Annotated in this window: 16 protein-coding genes, 1 tRNA gene and 1 pseudogene; 6 read left to right on the top strand and 12 right to left on the bottom strand. The window is 61.8% G+C overall.

What is annotated here, in order from left to right; translation table 11 throughout:
* Positions 1-4: 4 nt before the first annotated feature.
* Together E2F43_RS04025 and E2F43_RS04020 are read right to left on the bottom strand one after the other, a co-directional pair.
* A complete protein-coding gene (locus E2F43_RS04025; protein ID WP_133209779.1) occupies positions 5-1,186 on the bottom strand; it encodes an acyl-CoA dehydrogenase family protein in 1,182 nt (393 codons plus the stop codon).
* Between the two features lie 67 nt (positions 1,187-1,253).
* Positions 1,254-2,135 (bottom strand): fructosamine kinase family protein, encoded by an 882-nt coding sequence (locus E2F43_RS04020; protein ID WP_133209777.1) that lies wholly within the window; start codon positions 2,133-2,135, stop codon positions 1,254-1,256.
* Positions 2,136-2,210: 75 nt separating this feature from the next.
* Here E2F43_RS04020 and E2F43_RS04015 point away from each other — a divergent pair.
* Positions 2,211-2,287, top strand: a tRNA-Val gene (locus E2F43_RS04015).
* A 242-nt stretch (positions 2,288-2,529) separates the two neighbouring features.
* On the opposite strand, the gene E2F43_RS04010 is transcribed toward E2F43_RS04015, so the two are convergent.
* From E2F43_RS04010 to E2F43_RS03995, 4 genes are all read right to left on the bottom strand, one after another.
* The gene (locus E2F43_RS04010; RefSeq protein ID WP_165954183.1) at positions 2,530-4,353 is read right to left on the bottom strand and encodes a phospholipase D-like domain-containing protein; all 1,824 of its coding nucleotides are present in this window, start codon (positions 4,351-4,353) and stop codon (positions 2,530-2,532) included.
* A 212-nt stretch (positions 4,354-4,565) separates the two neighbouring features.
* Positions 4,566-6,122 carry a phospholipase D family protein gene (locus tag E2F43_RS04005; RefSeq protein ID WP_133209773.1) on the bottom strand — a complete coding sequence of 519 codons (1,557 nt, stop codon included), beginning with the start codon at positions 6,120-6,122 and terminating at the stop codon, positions 4,566-4,568.
* Between the two features lie 284 nt (positions 6,123-6,406).
* A complete protein-coding gene (locus E2F43_RS04000) occupies positions 6,407-6,841 on the bottom strand; it encodes a PACE efflux transporter (RefSeq protein ID WP_133209771.1) in 435 nt (144 codons plus the stop codon).
* A 178-nt stretch (positions 6,842-7,019) separates the two neighbouring features.
* A complete protein-coding gene (locus E2F43_RS03995; RefSeq protein WP_133211085.1) occupies positions 7,020-7,517 on the bottom strand; it encodes a DoxX family protein in 498 nt (165 codons plus the stop codon).
* A 133-nt stretch (positions 7,518-7,650) separates the two neighbouring features.
* On the opposite strand from E2F43_RS03995, the gene E2F43_RS03990 reads away from it, so the two are divergent.
* The 3 genes from E2F43_RS03990 to E2F43_RS03980 all read left to right on the top strand — a co-directional run bounded on the left by E2F43_RS03990 (position 7,651) and on the right by E2F43_RS03980 (position 9,662).
* Entirely contained in the window at positions 7,651-8,547 is an 897-nt protein-coding gene (locus E2F43_RS03990) for a LysR family transcriptional regulator (protein ID WP_133209769.1), read from the top strand.
* A 128-nt stretch (positions 8,548-8,675) separates the two neighbouring features.
* A complete protein-coding gene (locus E2F43_RS03985; protein ID WP_238946739.1) occupies positions 8,676-9,218 on the top strand; it encodes an NAD(P)-dependent oxidoreductase in 543 nt (180 codons plus the stop codon).
* 18 nt (positions 9,219-9,236) lie between these two features.
* Entirely contained in the window at positions 9,237-9,662 is a 426-nt protein-coding gene (locus E2F43_RS03980) for a nuclear transport factor 2 family protein (RefSeq protein WP_133209765.1), read from the top strand.
* Here the strand turns inward: E2F43_RS03980 and E2F43_RS03975 are convergent, their stop codons facing one another.
* Positions 9,663-10,871, bottom strand: a complete 1,209-nt coding sequence (locus E2F43_RS03975; protein WP_133209763.1) for an acyl-CoA dehydrogenase family protein — start codon at positions 10,869-10,871, stop codon at positions 9,663-9,665. It abuts the gene before it with no gap.
* Positions 10,872-10,887: 16 nt separating this feature from the next.
* Entirely contained in the window at positions 10,888-11,424 is a 537-nt protein-coding gene (locus tag E2F43_RS03970) for a flavin reductase family protein (protein WP_133209761.1), read from the bottom strand.
* Positions 11,425-11,553: 129 nt separating this feature from the next.
* On the opposite strand from E2F43_RS03970, the gene E2F43_RS03965 reads away from it, so the two are divergent.
* Complete coding sequence (locus E2F43_RS03965; RefSeq protein WP_133209759.1) at positions 11,554-12,258, top strand: winged helix-turn-helix transcriptional regulator; 705 nt, start codon at positions 11,554-11,556, stop codon at positions 12,256-12,258.
* A gap of 63 nt (positions 12,259-12,321) precedes the next feature.
* Here the strand turns inward: E2F43_RS03965 and E2F43_RS19180 are convergent, their stop codons facing one another.
* The 4 genes and pseudogenes from E2F43_RS19180 to E2F43_RS03950 form a co-directional block, all read right to left on the bottom strand.
* Entirely contained in the window at positions 12,322-12,666 is a 345-nt protein-coding gene (locus E2F43_RS19180; RefSeq protein WP_275259595.1) for a glutaredoxin domain-containing protein, read from the bottom strand.
* Between the two features lie 144 nt (positions 12,667-12,810).
* Positions 12,811-13,812: pseudogene (cysK, locus tag E2F43_RS03960) on the bottom strand (cysteine synthase A); the annotation flags it as partial.
* 10 nt (positions 13,813-13,822) lie between these two features.
* Positions 13,823-14,071, bottom strand: coding sequence for a hypothetical protein (locus E2F43_RS03955; protein ID WP_133209755.1), 249 nt, complete (start codon positions 14,069-14,071; stop codon positions 13,823-13,825).
* 90 nt (positions 14,072-14,161) lie between these two features.
* The gene (locus tag E2F43_RS03950) at positions 14,162-14,800 is read right to left on the bottom strand and encodes a carboxymuconolactone decarboxylase family protein (RefSeq protein WP_133209753.1); all 639 of its coding nucleotides are present in this window, start codon (positions 14,798-14,800) and stop codon (positions 14,162-14,164) included.
* A 198-nt stretch (positions 14,801-14,998) separates the two neighbouring features.
* On the opposite strand from E2F43_RS03950, the gene E2F43_RS03945 reads away from it, so the two are divergent.
* Positions 14,999-17,929 carry an ATP-binding protein gene (locus E2F43_RS03945; protein WP_133209751.1) on the top strand — a complete coding sequence of 977 codons (2,931 nt, stop codon included), beginning with the start codon at positions 14,999-15,001 and terminating at the stop codon, positions 17,927-17,929.
* Positions 17,930-17,938: the final 9 nt, after the last annotated feature.

Genomic DNA, 17,938 nt, shown 5'->3' with positions numbered 1-17,938 from the left:
CCCCCTAGCGCGAGCGGGGCATCCACAGCCCCGCCATGGCGATAATGTCTCGCTGTACTTCATTGGTGCCGCCGCCGAAGGTGAGGATGGACCCCACCCGCCAGCGGAATTCCAGCTTGCCCTGGAGTACCGCCCCGGGTGAATCGGCAGCGATGGTGCCGGCCGTGCCCATGACCTCCAGCAACAGCCGGTAGAGCTCGACGAAGAACTCGCTGCCATACACCTTGGCAGTGGAGGCCTTGGCCATGTCCAGGGGACCCTGGTCCATGGACCAGGCCTGTTTCCAGCACATGATTTTCAGCGCTTCCAGCCCGGTTTTAACCCTCGCCAGGTTATGCTGCACCCAGGGCTGTTCGATCAATCTGCCGCCGCCGGGCCCTGCGGTCTGCGCCGACCATTCGGCAACGCCCTGGTACAGGGAGTCCACCTGGCCGTGGGTAAACAGGGACAGCCGCTCCACGTTGAGCTGGCTGGTGATCAGTTTCCAGCCGCCGTTGATCTCCCCCACCCGGTACTTGTCGGGAATGCGCACATTGTCGTAGTAGGTGGCATTGGTGCGCGCCCCCAGGGTGCGCACTGGCGTACAGGAGAAACCCTCAGCGCTGGTGGGCACCAGGAACATGGTCAGCCCCTTGTGTTTCTTCTCCGGGTCGGGATCGGTGCGGGCGGCGAGCCAGACGTAGTCGGCGTAGTTGGCGAGGCTGGTCCACATTTTCTGGCCGTTAATGACCCAGTCTTCGCCATCGCGCTCGGCTTTGGTGCGCAGGCTGGCGAGGTCCGTGCCGGCGTTGGGCTCGGAATAGCCGATAGCGATAACCACCTCACCGCGCTGTACGCCGCGAACCACTTCCTCCCTGACCTCCTCATTCGCGTGGGCCGCGATGACCGGGGTGCAGGCCTCGGTGGTCAGGAACGGATAGGCGAAACCCGAGCGAATGACCTCGTCGGTGAAAATGTATTGCTCGACGTGGGACAGTTCCTTGCCGCCGAGGTCTTTCGACCAGCTGAGGCCGATCCAGCCGTCAGCGCCCATCTTTGCGTACTGCTTGCGAAATTCAGGGCCACCTCCCTCGCGGAGGTCGTGATCTTTCATTTCCTCCAGTAAGGCCGGCGTCATGATGCCTTTCATGTACTCGCGCACTTCCCGCTGGAGGGCCTGTTGTTCCGCCGTCAGTTCTATATTCATGGACTGTGTTCCTCGTGAATCTGCCGGGGACACTGTCTGCGGAGTCCGGCGCGTGCCGCTGGCGCGTTTAACCCGCCTCTGCATTCAGCCTGTCGATCATGCCCCGGGCCTGCCCGGCGTAGCCGCCGCCAAACAGGTTGGAATGGTTGAGAATGTGGTACAGGTTGTACAGCACTTTACGGGTTGTATAGCCCGGATCAATGTCCCAGTGGCTACGATAGGAGTGGTAAAAACGATCATCAAACCCGCCGAACAGCTCGGTCATGGCCAGGTCCGCCTCGCGATCGCCGTAGTACACCGCCGGGTCGAATATCACCGGCTCACCCCGTTCGTCGGTGGCCCAGTTGCCGCCCCATAAATCGCCGTGTAGCAGCGAGGGCGCCGGCTTGTAACCGCCGAAGAAGGCCGGCAGATTTTCAATCAGGCGCTCGCCGGCAGCGACCAGGCGGGTATCCCCGCCGCATTTGGATGCCAGCGTCAGCTGTGGGCCCAGTCGATAACGGGCCAGGAATTCCACCCAGTCCGCGGTCCAGCTGTTGACCTGTTCAGTCGTCCCGATGTAATTGTCCCGGGTCCAGCCGAAGGCCGGGGCGGTGCAGCGGTGCAGGGCTGCGAGGCGCTCACCCAGGCGTGCTGAAGCCGCCGGGGAGGGCGGTCCGAACTCAATCAGCTCCAGCGCCAGCCAGCTGTAGCCGGCAGTTGTTCCTATGGCCACCGGCGCTGGTACCCGCACTGCATGACTGTCACGGAGTGCCTCAAGTCCAGCCGCCTCGGCCTCGAACATGGGCAGTAACTCCTCCCGGTTGCGCTTCAGGAAGAGGCGAGTCGAGGCACCTTCCAGCAGGAAGGCATCATTGATACAGCCACCGCCAACAGGCTTCGCTGTGGCTACCCTGAACGGTTTGCCCAGTGCTTCTGACAGGTCCTTCTCGACCCCTTTCCAGTCCATGACTCCCCCTGGCGACGGCGCCAAATCCAGGTGTTGAGCTCAGGCCCTACTGGCCTTATAATGCCCGCCCTCTGCAGGACTATAGCTCAGTTGGTTAGAGCGCTACCTTGACATGGTAGAGGTCCCCAGTTCGAATCTGGGTAGTCCTACCAAACAACAAAGCCTCCGCAACGCGGGGGCTTTGTTGTTTGGCTGGGGTTACGCTACGTGAGAACTGGCGTTCGACAAACTCTCCCCACGGGAGAGTTTGCACCGAGCGGCGCAGCCGCGAAGCCCGCAGGGACGTAACAGGCGAGCGCGCCCCGGGCCCCAGCCTGTTACGGGTCATCTGGGTTCCCGCTTCTCTGGCCTAACCGCCCCACCGCAGGAAGTTGTGGGACGCGGGCTCGGTAGCCTAGAACAACCACTCGAGCCCGGTGGCCCGCAGGAAGCGGTAGAGAACAGGCTGGTACTGTGTGGTCCGGCCCTTGATCCCGCCCCTGTCGATCAGGGCCCGCCGCATCTCCAGCCATTCTCTGGATCCCCAGAGGTAGGATTTTTCCCGCAGATGCTCGAAATCCGTATCGAAATCACGCGTCAGTGCGTCGCTGCGGAAGAAGAAGCCCATCTCGTTGTTGAACAGCCGCGATCGGTAATCGAAATTGGCGGTACCGAGGAAGCCGACATCGTCTGAGATCATGTACTTGGCGTGCAGTTTGCCGTAATCGGTATCACCGCCAAGCAGTCGGTCATCCAGCCTGCCGGTTTCATAAATCCTGAGACGAGGATTGTCGACCAGTCTTTGCCAGTCATCGCTCTCTACCAGTTCCATGCTGGCTTCAACACCCGCGGGCCTGTTCTGCCAGGCCGCGACGCCGTCCTCGTCGAGCAACAGGCGAGGAGCCATGTCCGTGTCGACAACCGACTGGGCCAAAAAGTTATCGGAAGTGAGCACCGAGTTGGTGATGATCTCGTACGTTCGTTCCTCGTCCGCCGCCAGCCAGCGGCGAATCTCCGCCGCCTCGTCCAGTAGCAGCTCGCCGTCGGGACCGAAATAACGCGCCGCAAACAGGTAGGGTGAAACCAGCCGGATATGCTTTCGCTCTGTATCCTCGATTGCTGTCAGCAGGTACATGATGGAATTGGGATTGTCCCTGAGGTTCGCCACCGCGTCGGAGACGACGCGCTTGTTGATCAGGTTGGCAAACTCGTGGGCCAGGCGTACTTCGCCAAAATGGTAACCCGACGCCAGGTATTCGGGCATGGCCGCCAGGCTTTCGGCGATGGGCGGCAGTGACTTGAGGCGTTTGAGACTGCGTTTAAGGTCGGCTTCCATCTCCGGCCACCCGGTGCGACGCCCGGGCGGGACTCGGCCCTGGATGTGTCTGTTATTCTTGAAGCTGTTGAGCAGGGTGAAATAGATTTCGGAGACCTCGGCGACATTGAGTTCGCTGCCCGAGGCGGGGTCGGGGCGCAGCAACAACTCGGCATCGAGGTAGGTGTCGTGATTGGGAGTACCATCGGCTGCGATGCCGTAGTAGGACAGCGAGATATTGCGCCCGCCGGTGATCACGATCGCCTGGTCCGGGACAAAACCGTCAACCACCAGCAGTTTGTCGTGGGAGCGACGGTTGAGGTTGGCGAACACCTGCGAGATGGGGTTGAAGAGCACCACCTGGACCCGGGCCCGGCGTGTGGAGAGTTCGCCGCTGGTATTGCGGATGAATCCAGCCTGCAACTGGCACTGGTAGAGTGCGCGTAATAAATTCCTGTCCAGGCTGATGGAGCCCATCGAGTCCACCAGCAGGCGCACATCAACGCCGCGCTGGACCGCTTCACACAATGCGCCCAGCAGGGCCCGGCCCACGAGATCGTCCTTGAAGATGTAATAGGCGGCGTCAATGCTGTACCGGGCGTTTTCGACCGCGTGGATTTTCGCAGCCAGGGAATAAAGCGCTTCTCTCGGGCGGCTACCCAGCAATTTCATGCGCGCTGACTGCACCGGAATTTCTGCGCGAATACCCTGTTCAATAGGGTCTTCGTCCCACTCGTCGGCTGACCTCCAGGTGCGCGCGTCGTACCAGCGGTTTACCTGCGGGTCGTCCACGGCCTCCAGTGGCGGGCAATTGGGCAGGGCCTGCCGTCCCGCCGGGCACTGCGAGGGCGGCGTATCCACACTCACGCAGGCCGATAGCAGCACCACCCAGGCGCCGACGATAACTCCGCGCAGACGGTTCATCCGTCCACCTGCGCCGGCACGCGTGGGAATCGTGCGAGGAGAGCGAATAAAGCCAGACATCGAACACTTACGGGGTGCATGGACACATTTAAGCACATCTTCCAGAAACCCGTCACTGCAGCCCGTATGCCGGATGCTGGGATACGGCTGCTTGTCGGCCTGTGAGGCCAGCACGGGCCCGCTTTGTCGAGGAAAATCGACCGGAGCCGCGACTACAACTGGCTCTCGATGGGCAGCAGTCGATAGAAAGCCACCTGCAGCTTGCGCCAGGCACCGGCGCCCGGTTCGGTGTCAACCACCTCCCGTTGCTCGCCGTCGTCGAACACCCAGCGCAACGCGCCCCGCTCATCCAGCTCGACCTGCCAGGTGACCTTTGACAGGGTTTGAAAGATTTCCCTGGTAAATGCGTCACCGACGTCGGCGGACTCGATAAACAGACCCATCTCCGTATTGATATAGATGGATCGCGGGTCAAAATTCAGTGAACCGATAAAAACCGTCTCGCGATCGACGACCGAGGCCTTGGAGTGAAGGGTCATGGTCTCGGGTCTATGACCCCAGGCATTGTTTTTGTCGCCCACCGCATCGGCCCTGATTTCAAAAAATTCCGCGCCGGCGCGCAGCAAGCGCTTGCGATAGCGCGCATAGCCGGCATGGACAGGGATATGATTGGTAGATGCCAGCGAATTGGTGACGATCACCACGCGTACGCCCCGCGCCAGTAGCGTCTCCACCAGCCTTGCTCCTGAATCCTGGGGGATAAAGTAGGGCGTCACAATCACGACCTCGCGCTCCGACGCTCGCAGCCGCCGGCCTAATTCGTTGGCCAGTACGGCGGTCTCGTCATCTCCCACCGCGGCCTGCAATTTGTCGGGCGCATCGGTGTAGAGATCTGCTTGCGCGACCACCGGCTTGACTACACCCTCTTTGATGTCGCGCAGGAGTCGACTGTCCAGGGCGGTGGCGTAGATGCCGTTGCGCTGACCCTCTATCTGTTCGCGCAGCCCTACTCGCCACTCATCGAGTACTGCCGGATCGACCTCCACGCCGAAAGCCTCAATGGGTACAGACAGGTCGCTGTTCCAGAACTTGTCGAAGCCGCCCTGGATCTCCTGGACGATCTCGCCGATCGCCAGCACCTCGTAGTCGTCGAACTTCACGTCCTGGTTAATCTCGAAATACTCCTCGCCGATATTCCGGCCGCCGACGATGCTGATGCCGCCGTCGACGGTGAAGGACTTGTTGTGCATGCGCCGATTGGCGCGCTTGAAGTCGGTGAGGAAACCCAGGTACTTGAGCCGCTGGCGTGCCAGGGGGTTGAACAGGCGCACCTCGATATTGGGATGTGTCGCCATCAGGGTAAAGGCCGCATCCACCCCGGGCGAAAAGATGTCGTCCACCAGCAGCCTCACCCGCACCCCGCGGTCTGCCGCGGCAAGCAGGCCGGCCGCAAACAGGGCTCCTGCCTGGTCTTTCTTGAGAATGAAGTACTGCGCGTCGACAGACTCCCGGGCCAACTCCAGCAGGCGCAGCCGGGCGCCGAGGGCGTCTACCCCGTCTGAGAGACCCAGGAAACCGGACTGCTCCCCGTGTTCCCGCTGCCAGGCGAGCGCCACGGCACCGATCTCGGAATCCGGCACAGCGGGAATCGCCAACGAGGTATCCCGGGGGTAATCAAAGGGCACGCTCGCGCAGGCGGCAAGCAGGCTCATGCAGGTTGCGAGCAGCGCGTTCCTCAGCAGCGACCTGTGGGTCGGGCGATCAATCACAAAACTTCCTCCCTGTAGCGTTCAGGATATCAGCACGGCAGCGTCACTGAAACGCCCGCACGCTGATATTCCAGCGCCTCGCAGCCCGCATCAGGGACAGGGGTGCACAGGTCACGGTTTGGGCGGGCGCCCTGAAGGCCATTACGCCCGAGAAGGGTTACTTCAACTTCTATGATGGCGTGTGGCGTTGCGACATTCTACGCGAGGAGCAGGTGTTGAACTGGGGTGAAGAGACCCAATATTCGACGCTTTACAGCGCGCCCATGGAACACCGCGTTGCCTGTTTACGCGGTATTCCGCATCCGGTAGCGGTGTCGCAACTGGTCGTAGACCCAGTGAAAAATATAGGTGTACACCAGCGTAAAACCCATCAGCACTATGTCCAGCAACAGGGCCTGGATAAATCCGATGTCCAGGTACCACATCACAAAGGGCAGGAAGGTCGTCACCAGGCTCAGTTCGAAGCCGACCGCATGCAGCAGGCGTACGCGCAGCGTGCGCTCGATGCGCACATGGCCGAACACCCGGTCGAAGGCCATGTTATAGAAATAGTTCATGACCAGGGCGATCCCCGACCCGACCAGGGAGGTTACCAGGGCCTGCTCGGGCTCGATGGGAGCTTCGGTCGAGCCCAGCCAGTAGACCAGGGGCGCTATCATTGCTATCAGCAGTGCTTCGAACAGCACTGACTGCAGCAGCCTTTCTTGCTGCGACATCATGATGGTACCGGCTCTCCTGATGATCTCAGTCGGCAACTCTACCAGACGCTTGAACGGCTTCTTACGGGAGAGTTTGCACCGAGCGGTGCGGCCTGGACGGTGTCGCCCAACCACTGGTCGAAGCGGATCGATGGTGCGGTAAATCGTTGCTCGCCGTAGCCCGCCATAGTATGAAAACTCAGGCGCCTTTGCCGCTGAGTATCCGGTCAAGGGATGCCCGGCCGGCGCCGCTGACGGCCAGTGAGACTGACATGGCGAGCAGGGCGAGGCCGAACTCGTAGCCATTGTTGCTCATGAACAGGCCGTTGCCGATATGCACGGTGAGGATGGCGACCAGCATGGTGACGGCCAGAACCGCCGCCGCGGGACGAACCAGCAGGCCGATGATAAGGGCCAGGCCACCAAAAAATTCCGCGCTACCGGCGAGCAGCGCCATCAGGTAGCCCGGCTCAAGGCCGATGGAGGCCATCCATTGACCGGTACCCTCCAGTCCATAACCGCCGAACCAGCCAAACAGTTTCTGAGCGCCATGGGCAGCGAAAATAATGCCGGCGGGGAGTCGCAGTGCCAGTGTGCTCCAACCGGCATTGCTGCCCAGTAGCCGCGCGACAAAGCCGGTGCCGGTGGGGGTGCTGTCCTGTTCGGGTGTGAAGGTGTCTTTGTTGGTGTGAGTCATCGTTGTCATGGTGTATCTCCGTTATCCAGTTAATGGGTTGTTGTCACAGCAGTGACTGGAGAGTGACTTTATAGGCCCTGGTTTATGCCATAAATAGCTATTACAGAGACTTATTGTTACGTAAAATAAAACAATGGATCGATTCCTCGAAATGCAGAGTTTTGCCACGGTCGTTGATGCCGGCAGCTTTGTCGGCGCCGCCGACGCCCTGGGCTGGTCCAAAGCGGCGGTGTCCCGTCACGTGAATACACTGGAATCGCGCCTGGGTGTGCGCCTGCTGCATCGCACCACGCGGCGCCTGTCCCTGACGGTCGAGGGCGAGATTTTTCTGGTCCGCTGCCGGGAACTCCTCGCCCTGCTGGAAGAAGCCGAGGCGGAAGTAACCGCAGGTAGCGAGGTCGCCAGCGGATTACTGCGTGTTAACGTGCCAGTGTCTTTCGGTTTGCGCCGATTGGCGTCGCTGTGGGGAGACTTCCGCCAGTGTCATCCGCAGGTCCGGCTCGACATCGACCTCTCTGACCGGGTCGTCGACCTCGTCGAAGAGGGTTACGATCTTGCGGTCCGCATCGGCGCCTTGAGCAGTTCCAGCCTGGTGGCTCGCCGGCTGACCGGCTCGCGCCTGGTCGTCTGTGCCTCGCCGGACTATCTCGCCGCCAATGGCGCACCCTCGCACCCCCGGGAACTCAGCGACCATGCGGTGATCGGTTACCGCTATTCGGCCGGGGGGGACGAATGGCGGCTGGAGGGCCCGCAGGGAACGGTGAGTGTCCGGGTTAAGCCCGCCATCCAGAGCAATAATGGCGATACCTGCGTCGCGGCAGCGCTCGCCGGGCAGGGCCTGGTCATGCAGCCGGATTTCCTCGTCGATGATGCAATCGCCAGCGGCAAACTGGTTGCAGTGATGCCGGAGTTCCGCGCCGGCGAACTGGGCGTTTACGCGGTCTATCCCTCGCGCCGACACATCGCGCCCAAGATCAGGGTGTTGATTGAATTCCTGGTTGAGCAATTCGCTATCCCCGACCCCGGGTAGCAAACAACCACCCTGGCGACTGGCAGCTGTGTCCCGGACGACCGCAACGGGCCCGGATGCCCCATCGCTGGCCGAACAGCGGCGCTCTCTCTACAATGCCAGAATTACACCACGTCGGAGTTCAAGCAGTGATCCCCAAAATAATACTTGCTGCCTTTCTGTTCCTCCCCGGCCTGTTTGCCCTTGGGGCCGGTCCCGGTCCGGAAGCGATCGCTACCCGCAACTCATCGCGATCCGGCCCCGATTTTGTCAGCTATGTGGGCCTGTCCGATGAACTGCACACACTGGCGGGCCGCGCCGATGTGGTGGTGAATGCCCTGCCGCTGACACCCGAAACCACAGGACTGTTCGACAAGGCCTTTTTTGCTGCGGTAAAGCCCGGCGCCCTGTTCGTCAGCGTCGGCCGTGGCAAGAGTACAGTGACAGCCGACCTGATAGCGGCACTGGAATCCGGCCGGGTTTACGGTGCCGGCCTGGATGTGACTGACCCGGAGCCCTTGCCTGAACAAAGCCCGTTGTGGCGTATGCCCAACGTGATTGTCACGCCCCACTCATCCGCTGCCGGCGGCGACAGCCTCCGTCGGGGGGCGATAATAGCCGCGGAAAACCTGCGACGCTACGTGGCTGGGGAAGCGCTGCTCAACACTGTAAACATGCAGGCAGGGTACTGATCGGTCGGGGAGTCCACCATGTCACCAGAAAGAGCCATCGAGAACCTGATCTATCGCTACGCCGAGTTGATCGATCAGGGTGACCTTGCCGCCATCGGTGAGCTGTTGCGCCGGGCCCGGTTTGTGGGTCCTGAGGGCGAGGTCCACGCCGAGGGCGGCGAGGCGATTGCCGCGATTTACCGGGCATTCACCCGCCTGCATGATGACGGGACGCCGCTGTCACACCATGTCACCAGCAACCTGATTATCGAGGTTGACGGGGACACGGCCAGGTCCCGGTCCTACTTCACCGTATTCCAGGCAACCCAGTCCCTGCCGCTGCAGCCGGTGATGGCCGGTCGCTACAGGGACGAATTCTGTCGCGACGAGGCCGGCTGGTATTTCACCAGCCGGCAGATTATACCCCGCCTGTCGGGGGATCTTTCCCAGCACCTCAAAGCCTGATCAGAACGCCTGCCCGGGGGGCTCCTTGCCCAGGGCCACGGAGCCGGTGAACAGTTGCTGGCGTTTTTCCTGCAGCGGGTGGAAGTGGGAGGCCATGACATCCCTCAGCAGTGATTCGATGCCGTTGGCGCGCATGAACCCGGGCCCGCCGCAGGCTTCCACGGCTTTGGCGCAGGTCAGTTTGCAGGCCTCGGCAGCAATGGTCTTTCGCTTCACCATCTCGTTGACCGTGTCAGTGTCCGCCCTGAAGGTGTAGCCGTCACTCAGGCGCACCATGTCTGCCACAGTCACCCGGGCACTGGTCAGTGCGGTTTCCATCTCGCCGATGATATAGGGTGTGACCGGGTCGTTGCTGCTCTCGCAGCGGCCGCGCGCCCTGGCTGCCGCTGTTTCGGCAACGCCCAGGTAAACGGACATGATGAGCGGCAGGGCCACCGGCAGCACCACACAGTAGACCGCGTGAAAGTCTCCCCGCGGACGACGACCGGCGATGGCTTCGTCGGCAATGAAGACGTCGTTGATCGACACGCTGTTAGAGCCGGAGCCGCGCATTCCCATGGGTGCCCAGTTATCCAGCACAGTGACGCCTTCGTCGCGAAGAGAAACCGGGAAATGCAAAACCTGCCAGCCCTCCTCGGGATCGAGGTAAGGGCCTGAGGTAACAAGCATGTCGGCCCCGGGGGAGCCGCTGGCAAAATGTTTGGTCGCGCTGAAGCGGTAGCCGCCATCGACGCGGGTCATTTCCCCATTGGAGGCCAGCCAGTCGCCAGCGCCAGTGCTGACCAGGCGCAATTCTCCAGCGGCCACTTTCTGCAGCAGGGGTCCGCCGCCCTCGCCGTGCAGGTCCTTGTAGACATTGGCGGCTACCACGTGCTGGTGCATGGACATCGAGAGTGCCGTAGACGGATGGTAACCAGCCAGGCATTGCAGCGCGTCGGCCATCTCACTGTAGGCATATCCTTCGCCACCATGGGCCTCGGGAATGAGTGCGGAAAATATCCGCTGACTGGCCAGCAGGTCATAATTGGCGGTGGAGAAACGGTCGTTGGCATCTGCCTCTCGGCCTTCGTCTGCGATTTTCGGACCCAGTTCCTCGATTCGCGTTTTCAGGCACATGATGTGCTCTCCTGGCTGGACCTTGCCGGTCTGAGTATAGGCCAGCGCAGTTGAAGCGTGGCTCGCGGTTTGCTGTTTGGCTATTGCAGTCATTTTCTGTGTTCTCCTGTTAGGCAGCCCGGTTCAGGCCGGTCTGTTGATGGGGATCCTGGATAGCGCTGAAGTCACCCCGCGCAAAGACCAGGGGGCGCCGGTCTGCGGCGTTGAAGGCCTGTACCTCGCCAATCAGCATGAGGTGGTCTCCCACCACCAGGCGGCGGTACACCGTGCAGTGCAGCCAGGCGCAGGCGCCCGGTATCTGCAGTGCACCCGGCTCGTCCGGGCACGTATCAGTTGTCGCGATGTCGGCAAATTTATCGGCGCCGGCAGTGGCAAACCGTCTGGCAATGTCTGCCTGATTTTCGGCCAGCACTGAAATGGTGTAGCTGCCACAACGCTCAAAAGCCCGATAGCTCCCGGCGCTGCGGTCCACGCACCAGGCCACCAGGGGCGGGTTCATGGAAATTGAGCTGAAACTGTTAATGGTCATGCCGCTGCACCGGCCCGCCTCGTCGACGGTGGTCACCACAGCGACCCCGGTGGGGTACTGGCTCAGGCTGCGGCGCAGGGCCCGTTTGTCTGAGCTGTTGAAACTGTTTTTGCACATGGTCTCGACCTCCTTGGGTTTGTGTTGACCCTGGGCGTAACCATAGCCCTGCAGGTGATTGCCGGAAACTGCAGAAAATGGAGTAATGAGCTACACTTTTTGAAGTAACTAACTACAAAAAGAAGAGCGATGGCTGAATCCGGCTATGGACAGTTCTGTCCCATTTCCAAGGCAATGGAAATCCTGGGGGAGAAGTGGACCCTGCTCATCGTGCGCGAGTTATTGTTGGGTGGTACCCGCTTTAATGAGCTGCAGCGGGGGCTCACCCACATTTCTCCCTCTCTGCTGACCAAGCGTCTCGCCAGCCTGGAAGCGGAAGGCCTGTTGGTAAAACGCAAGATCCCCGGCCAACGGGGCTATGAGTATTTCCCCACCGAGTCCTGCAAGGAACTGATGCCGCTGATGGAGCAGATCGGCAACTGGGGGATGCGATGGGCGCGCAATAATATGACAGACGATGACTTCGATCTGGAGTTGTTGATGCTGTACATGGAGCGCAGCATCAACCCGGCCAAGCTGCCCGGCAGGGAGACGGTGATCCGTTTCCAGTTCGAGGATGTCAGCGAGTTCAACCAGTGGTGGGTGGTGGTCGAGAATGACGAGGTGGACCTCTGCGTTCATGACCCGGGTAAGGAGGTCGATGTCTACATCAATGTGGACCTGCGAACCATGTGCGACCTGTGGATGGGGATGATCAGCTACCGCCAGGCCAGCCGGGAAGGCAGCCTGCAGTTGCTGGGCCCCCCGGCACTCACCCGCACCATCTCCGAGTGGATTACCCCGTCTATTTTTGCCGGCATTGAACCGGCCAATGCCATCGTCGCTCCGGCCTGACACTCGGTGAGTGCCCCGGCGTCGACCGTCTCCCCTGGGCGAAGCTGATCACGGCACAGTGCATCAGCCGGTTTTGCGAGGATGCAGCCACTTCGGCAGGAAATTGTAGGCATTGAAGCGCATCCCTTTGTCGTAATCGATACCCTCTTGGTCCATCAGCTTCTGCAGGCGACCCTCGTTGAAGGCGTCGAAGGTCTCGGTCGCACCACCGACATACTCACCGCCGACAAACACCTGGGGGATAGTCGGTGTGCCCAGGCGCTGCAGCAGCGCAGCCCGCAGTTCGCCGCCCCGGTTGTCACGCTGATAGGCCACGGAATCCAGGTCGATACAGCGATAACTGATACCCAGTTCCCGGAACATCTTGCGCACCGACCAGCAGAATTCGCACCACTCGAGTGAGAACATCACTACCGGTTGTTCGGTGTCTTCTATCAGCTCATCCAGCTCGCTGCGGGCCCGCGCCGGGGCCGCCACCAGGGTTGTGTTTTTGGCAGGGGAACTCTGGCCGCCAAAACGGTAGCCCTCGGTGGACTCCGACAGGGCCATTTCCTCTTCATCCATGTCGGCGCAAATATCATCGAACAGGGGAGTACTCAGGTAGCGCTCGCCGGTGTCCGGCAGCATGCATACAATGTTGCTGCCGGCGGGCGCCCGCTCAGCGATCTGCAGTGCACCCTGGAAGGTGGCGCCGGCGGAAATCCCGCAGAAGATTCCCTCCTGCCGGGCCAACTCACGGGCCAGGCGCAGAGACTCCTCGCCGTTGACCCCGATAAACTCGTCCACCAGCCCCAGTTGCAATACATCCCCTGCCAGTTTGGAGATAAAGTCGGGTGACCAACCCTGCATCAGGTGGGGACGGAATTGCGGGTGGCTGGCCAGGGGCGAGCCGTCGTCGGCGAACTGCTGGCCGATCCCGCTGGCGAGCAGGCGCGAGTTTTCCGGCTCGGTGGCGATGATTTTAACCGCGGGGCGCTGTGCCTTCAGCTCCCGGGCGACGCCCTTGAGCGTACCCCCGGTGCCGAAGCCTGTGACCCAGTAGTCCAGGGAACGGTGGGCAAAGGCGGCGAGAATCTCCGGCGCTGTGGTTCGGGAGTGGACGTCGGCGTTAGCCTCGTTTTCAAACTGGCGGGCCAGGAACCAGCCGTGCCTTGCGGCGAGTTCCGCTGCCTTGGCGAGCATGCCGGTACCCTTTTCCGCCGCCGGGGTCAGTACTACCCTTGCGCCAAGGAAACGCATCAGGCGCCGACGCTCCACACTGAAGTTTTCGGCCATGGTGACCACCAGGGGGTAGCCCTTTTGCGCGCATACCATGGCCAGGCCGATGCCTGTGTTGCCACTGGTGGCCTCCACCACTGTCTGGCCCGGTTGCAGCGACCCGTCCCGCTCCGCCGCCTCGATGATGCCCAGGGCCAGTCGGTCCTTGACCGAAGCCATGGGATTAAAAGCTTCCAGCTTCACGAACAGGTTGACGTGGTCTGGAGCGAGCTTGTTGATGCGGACAATCGGCGTGTTGCCCACGGTCTCGAGAATATTACTGTAGATAGCGTTCATGGTTTTCTCCTCAGTGTGTCAGTGATGAGCCGGCACTAAATTCCGTCTGCTCGCCAATGCCGGTATTGAATAGCCAGCGGCGGCGGGGACGCAGCTCGCACAGCTTGCGTTGGAGTGTGCGCATGACACCGTTCAGGTCCCGGTAATGGCCCGCCTCCGCAGCCAGAGCGACGAGAATGGTTGCGCTAAAGATGAAAAACAGGAGCAGTCCCAACAGGGTTTCCGCAGGAGCCTGGGTGACAAGCAATGTGGTGTTCATGATGTTTCTCCCTCTCCAGCCAGTTCGGTTTGGCGCATGAGGCGGCTGGCTGAGGCCGCAAACATGCGCTTCTGTAAGCGCTAAAAGTCGTCAGCCAGGTAATTCCGGTCTGGCCTTTCCTGGGTGTTCAGCAGCATGCTGGTTCGCTTCCGCCGGACGCCCGACCAGCAGTCGCTGCAGCAGCGCCGCGTCCAGCCGGGTCAGGGATTCGTCGGCCCTGGCTCCCAGCGCATCCGGCACCCTGGCGAAGAAACAGCGCCAGGCGGCAGCAGCGGTGACATCGAAGATTTCGGCATCGCTGAGGCCACAGGCCTTTAGCGTCGCGACGTCTTCACGGCAGATACGCGAGGCGTCGGTGGCGACCAGGCCGGCATAGTGCATGGCGGCCTTTTCGGTGGCAGTGAGCGGAGCCTGTTCGTCGTCCCGCAGAATCAGCAGCAATTCCTGCTCTGAAAAGTGTTTGCCAATCAGCGTGTTGGCGAAAGCCAGGGAACAGTAGGAGCTGTGACTGGCGCGGGCGGCCGCGAGATTCACCAGGCTCCACAGGCGCGGACTCATGGTGCCGCGCAGGGCTTCCATCAGGGTCGCGATCTGCGCCATCAGGGTGGGTCGATGGCAAAACACCCGGGCGTAGTTGGGCAGGTAGTTTTTGCTGCCCTGAAGACGCTGGTAAAGTATCTCCACGCAATCGGTGGCCTGGTCCGGTGAGATGGTTTCGATAAAGCACATGGTGATGACTCCGGTCTCCCTTTTCGTTGATGGCCATATTCCTCCCGAATCGGGGAATCCATCGTTGGAGTTACCGTGGAATTTTTGCAAATACCGTGTTTTTTCAACGATATCCGCGAGATAGAGCGACTCCCCGGTGACGGAAGGGCGCGGCCTGCCTATACTTGGCCCTTCTAGGTGCCCCACCGGGAGTCGTGGATGGCGGGACTGCAGTTGCAGGTGCTGGGTGATCTCGAAGTGATTCGGGATGGCAGCGTGCTGCCTCTGCCTCCCTCCCGCAAGACCCGTGGTCTGCTAGCTTACCTGGCCCTGAACAACCGTCCCCAGCGCCGGGAGCAGCTGTGCGAGTTACTGTGGGAAATTCCTGATGATCCCCGGGGCTCCCTGCGCTGGAGCCTGTCCAAGATTCGCAAACTCGTCGATGACGAGCAACAGCCGCGGATTATTGCCGATCGCAGTACCGTGGCCTTCGATACGGCGGACGTGGAGATCGACGTACTCGACCTGCACCGGGCCACGGATGACCTGGCGCACGCCTCGGTGGATGAGTTGGTCCGCCTGGCCGAGCAGAATCAGGGGGTTTTCCTCCAGGGGCTGGACCTGCCCGATTTTCACGACTACCACGCCTGGTGCATTGGCGAGCGGGAGCGCGCCATCCGCTCCCAGGCGCAGGTCCTCAGGGAACTGGGTGAGCGCCTGGCTGACCAGCCGGAGCGCGCCCTGGATTACGCCCTGTCGCTGGTCAGCCTGACCCCCTTTGACGAATCCCCGCGGGCGCGATTGATCCAACTGCTGGTGCAACTGGATCGCAAGCAGGAAGCGGAGCACCAGTACCGGGTGGGCCTGGAGAAGCTGGCTGAGTTGGGCGTGGAGGAATCCGGTCGTCTGGCAGCCGCCCTGCGCCAGCGTTCAGCCGTCGCGCCCCAGCCTGCGCCCGGCGCCAGGCGACCGGCACCGGAGCATTCACTGGTCGGTCGGGAGGAGGAGGTGGCCCTGTTTCGGGGGATGGTTGATTCCCTCGCCCAGGCAGATCGGGCGCGGGTGGTGCTGATCCGCGGCGAGCCGGGGATTGGCAAGAGCCGGCTGTTGCAGGCGGTGGCGGCCATGGCCCGGGATGTGGGCGCCGGCATCCTCAAGGCCGCCGCCTTCGAGTCGGAGATGATCCGTCCCTTTGGGGTCTGGAACGACGCCCTCAAGCGGGCCCTGCCAGACAACGCCACCAGTCGCCTGCTCGCCAGTGCCGGCGAAGTGGCCCGGGAACAGGTGTTCGACAGTCTCGCCCGGGTGTTGAGTGAACAGACGGAGCGGCACCCGGTCGTGGTCCTGTGCGACGACGTGCACTGGTCCGACGAATCCAGTCTCAGCGCCTTGCACTATGTCTTGCGCAGTTCTCCCCGGCAACGCCTGTTGCTGGTGGCCACGTCCCGCGAAGTGGAGCTCAGGGACAATAACGCGGCACAGCAGGTCCTGCGCAGCCTGCGCTCAGACAAGCTGCTGGATGAAGTGTTCCTGTCGGCGATGCCCCCGGAGCACATCGAGCGCCTGGTCAAGGCCCACTTTCCCGATTCAGAACTTGCGACCCTGGGGCACGACTGTGCCGGCAACCCGCTGTTGGCCCTGGAGCTTGCCCGGGCGGGGGTAGAGGGAGGCAGCTCCCTGGCGGAACTGGTGGCCGAGCGGATGTCGCGGTTCGATACCGACGCGGAGACAGTGCTGCACTGGGCGGCGGTGATATCTCCACGGCTCAATGTCTCGGTCCTCCAGCAAGTCACCGGCCTGCCCCCGCAGATGATCGACGATGCCCTGGCACAGGCGGAACAACAGGGCATTTTGCATCCCGGGGAGAGAGGACTGCGCTTTGCCCATGAATTGATACGTCAGAGTGTTTACCAGGGTATACCCCCGTCCCGTTGCCAGAGTATGCACCGGCAGGTGGCGGAACAACTGGAGCGGGACGCCGCGGTGGACCTGGAACTGGCGGCAGACCTGGCCCACCATGCCCGCCTCAGTGGCGATCCTTTCCTGGCGGGCAAGGCCATGGTTTCCGCCGGGAAGTTATGCCTGCGCTTTTTTGCCAACGAAGACGCCCTGGCCCTGTACCGTGAGGGCATTGCCCTGGCCGGTCAGCTCAACGATGCGCAACGGGTATGCCTGACCCTGGAGCTGGAGGAGATCCGCATGACCGGGGCGCCGGTGGAAGACTGGCAGGGCATGGCGAATGAGTTTGTTGGTCTGGCGGAACAGGCCATGGATCACGGCTCCCGCTCACACGCGCGGCTGGGCTACCAGATGGCCAGTTACCTGCGCTGGTTGCACGGTGAATTATCCGCCGCCAAGCGGTTCTCCCTGCAGGCGGAACGGATGAGTCGCGGCGGCACTGACGAGGCACAGATTCTTGGCCTGGCCGAGGCCGCCAAATGCCTGGCCATGTTGGAGCGCGACCTGTCCAGGGCGGATGCCATGACCATGGAGGCCCAGTCCCTTGCCCAGCGGACCGGCTACCAGAGCGCCGCTATCCCGACCACCCTCGGCATCCTGAATTACTACGCGGACAGCTTTGATGTCGCCATAGAACACCTGGAGGATGCCCGTACCCTGGCCAAGTCGCAGGGGGACCGATTGACCGAGTTCATGGCCAACGAATATCTCGCCATGGTGGAGATGGAGCGCAGGGACTGTGGGGCGGCACAGGATTATGCCGCTGCGCTGGTGGAAATTGGTGCCAGGGTGCGCGAGGGTAGTGAACTGCCCTATGCCCAGTGCCTGGAGGCCCTGTGCCGCTACTCGCTGACCGATGATGACTCGGGATTGGCGCCGGCCCTGGAGGCATTGCACCGGGCAGATGCCAAGCAGCGACTCGCTTTCGTGCTCAACCGCGCCGCCATCCAGTATATCGAGCATGGCGAATTGGCCCGGGGGCAGGCCTGCGCAACCGAGGCGCTGGAGTTGGCCCGACTTATGGAGCGACCCTCGGAGGTGCTGCAGGCACTGCTGAACCTCGAGCGTATCCACCAGCAGGACCCTGGGCTGGTGGAGTGCAGTCAGCGGGAACAGATACAACAAGCGGTGGCGGCCGGTGTTGCCGGGTGGGCTAGAAAACGCAGCCAGGCAGTCCTGGCAGGACCATAGGGCAGGATT

Source organism: Seongchinamella unica (assembly GCF_004354085.1).
Lineage (GTDB): Bacteria > Pseudomonadota > Gammaproteobacteria > Pseudomonadales > Halieaceae > Halioglobus > Halioglobus unicus.
The sequence above is the reverse complement of the archived record's forward strand: the minus strand, read 5'-3'. Positions and strand labels throughout refer to the sequence as shown.

Coding starts and splice junctions, on each gene's coding strand:
- E2F43_RS03950 (WP_133209753.1), bottom strand. CDS start 14,800: ATGTGCTTTATCGAAACCATCTCACCGGACCAGGCCACCGATTGCGTG.
- E2F43_RS03995 (WP_133211085.1), bottom strand. CDS start 7,517: ATGACTCACACCAACAAAGACACCTTCACACCCGAACAGGACAGCACC.
- E2F43_RS04010 (WP_165954183.1), bottom strand. CDS start 4,353: ATGAACCGTCTGCGCGGAGTTATCGTCGGCGCCTGGGTGGTGCTGCTA.
- E2F43_RS04025 (WP_133209779.1), bottom strand. CDS start 1,186: ATGAATATAGAACTGACGGCGGAACAACAGGCCCTCCAGCGGGAAGTG.
- E2F43_RS03975 (WP_133209763.1), bottom strand. CDS start 10,871: ATGACTGCAATAGCCAAACAGCAAACCGCGAGCCACGCTTCAACTGCG.
- E2F43_RS04020 (WP_133209777.1), bottom strand. CDS start 2,135: ATGGACTGGAAAGGGGTCGAGAAGGACCTGTCAGAAGCACTGGGCAAA.
- E2F43_RS03965 (WP_133209759.1), top strand. CDS start 11,554: ATGGCTGAATCCGGCTATGGACAGTTCTGTCCCATTTCCAAGGCAATG.
- E2F43_RS19180 (WP_275259595.1), bottom strand. CDS start 12,666: ATGTTCTCACTCGAGTGGTGCGAATTCTGCTGGTCGGTGCGCAAGATG.
- E2F43_RS03980 (WP_133209765.1), top strand. CDS start 9,237: ATGTCACCAGAAAGAGCCATCGAGAACCTGATCTATCGCTACGCCGAG.
- E2F43_RS03970 (WP_133209761.1), bottom strand. CDS start 11,424: ATGTGCAAAAACAGTTTCAACAGCTCAGACAAACGGGCCCTGCGCCGC.
- E2F43_RS03955 (WP_133209755.1), bottom strand. CDS start 14,071: ATGAACACCACATTGCTTGTCACCCAGGCTCCTGCGGAAACCCTGTTG.
- E2F43_RS03990 (WP_133209769.1), top strand. CDS start 7,651: ATGGATCGATTCCTCGAAATGCAGAGTTTTGCCACGGTCGTTGATGCC.
- E2F43_RS03945 (WP_133209751.1), top strand. CDS start 14,999: ATGGCGGGACTGCAGTTGCAGGTGCTGGGTGATCTCGAAGTGATTCGG.
- E2F43_RS04000 (WP_133209771.1), bottom strand. CDS start 6,841: ATGATGTCGCAGCAAGAAAGGCTGCTGCAGTCAGTGCTGTTCGAAGCA.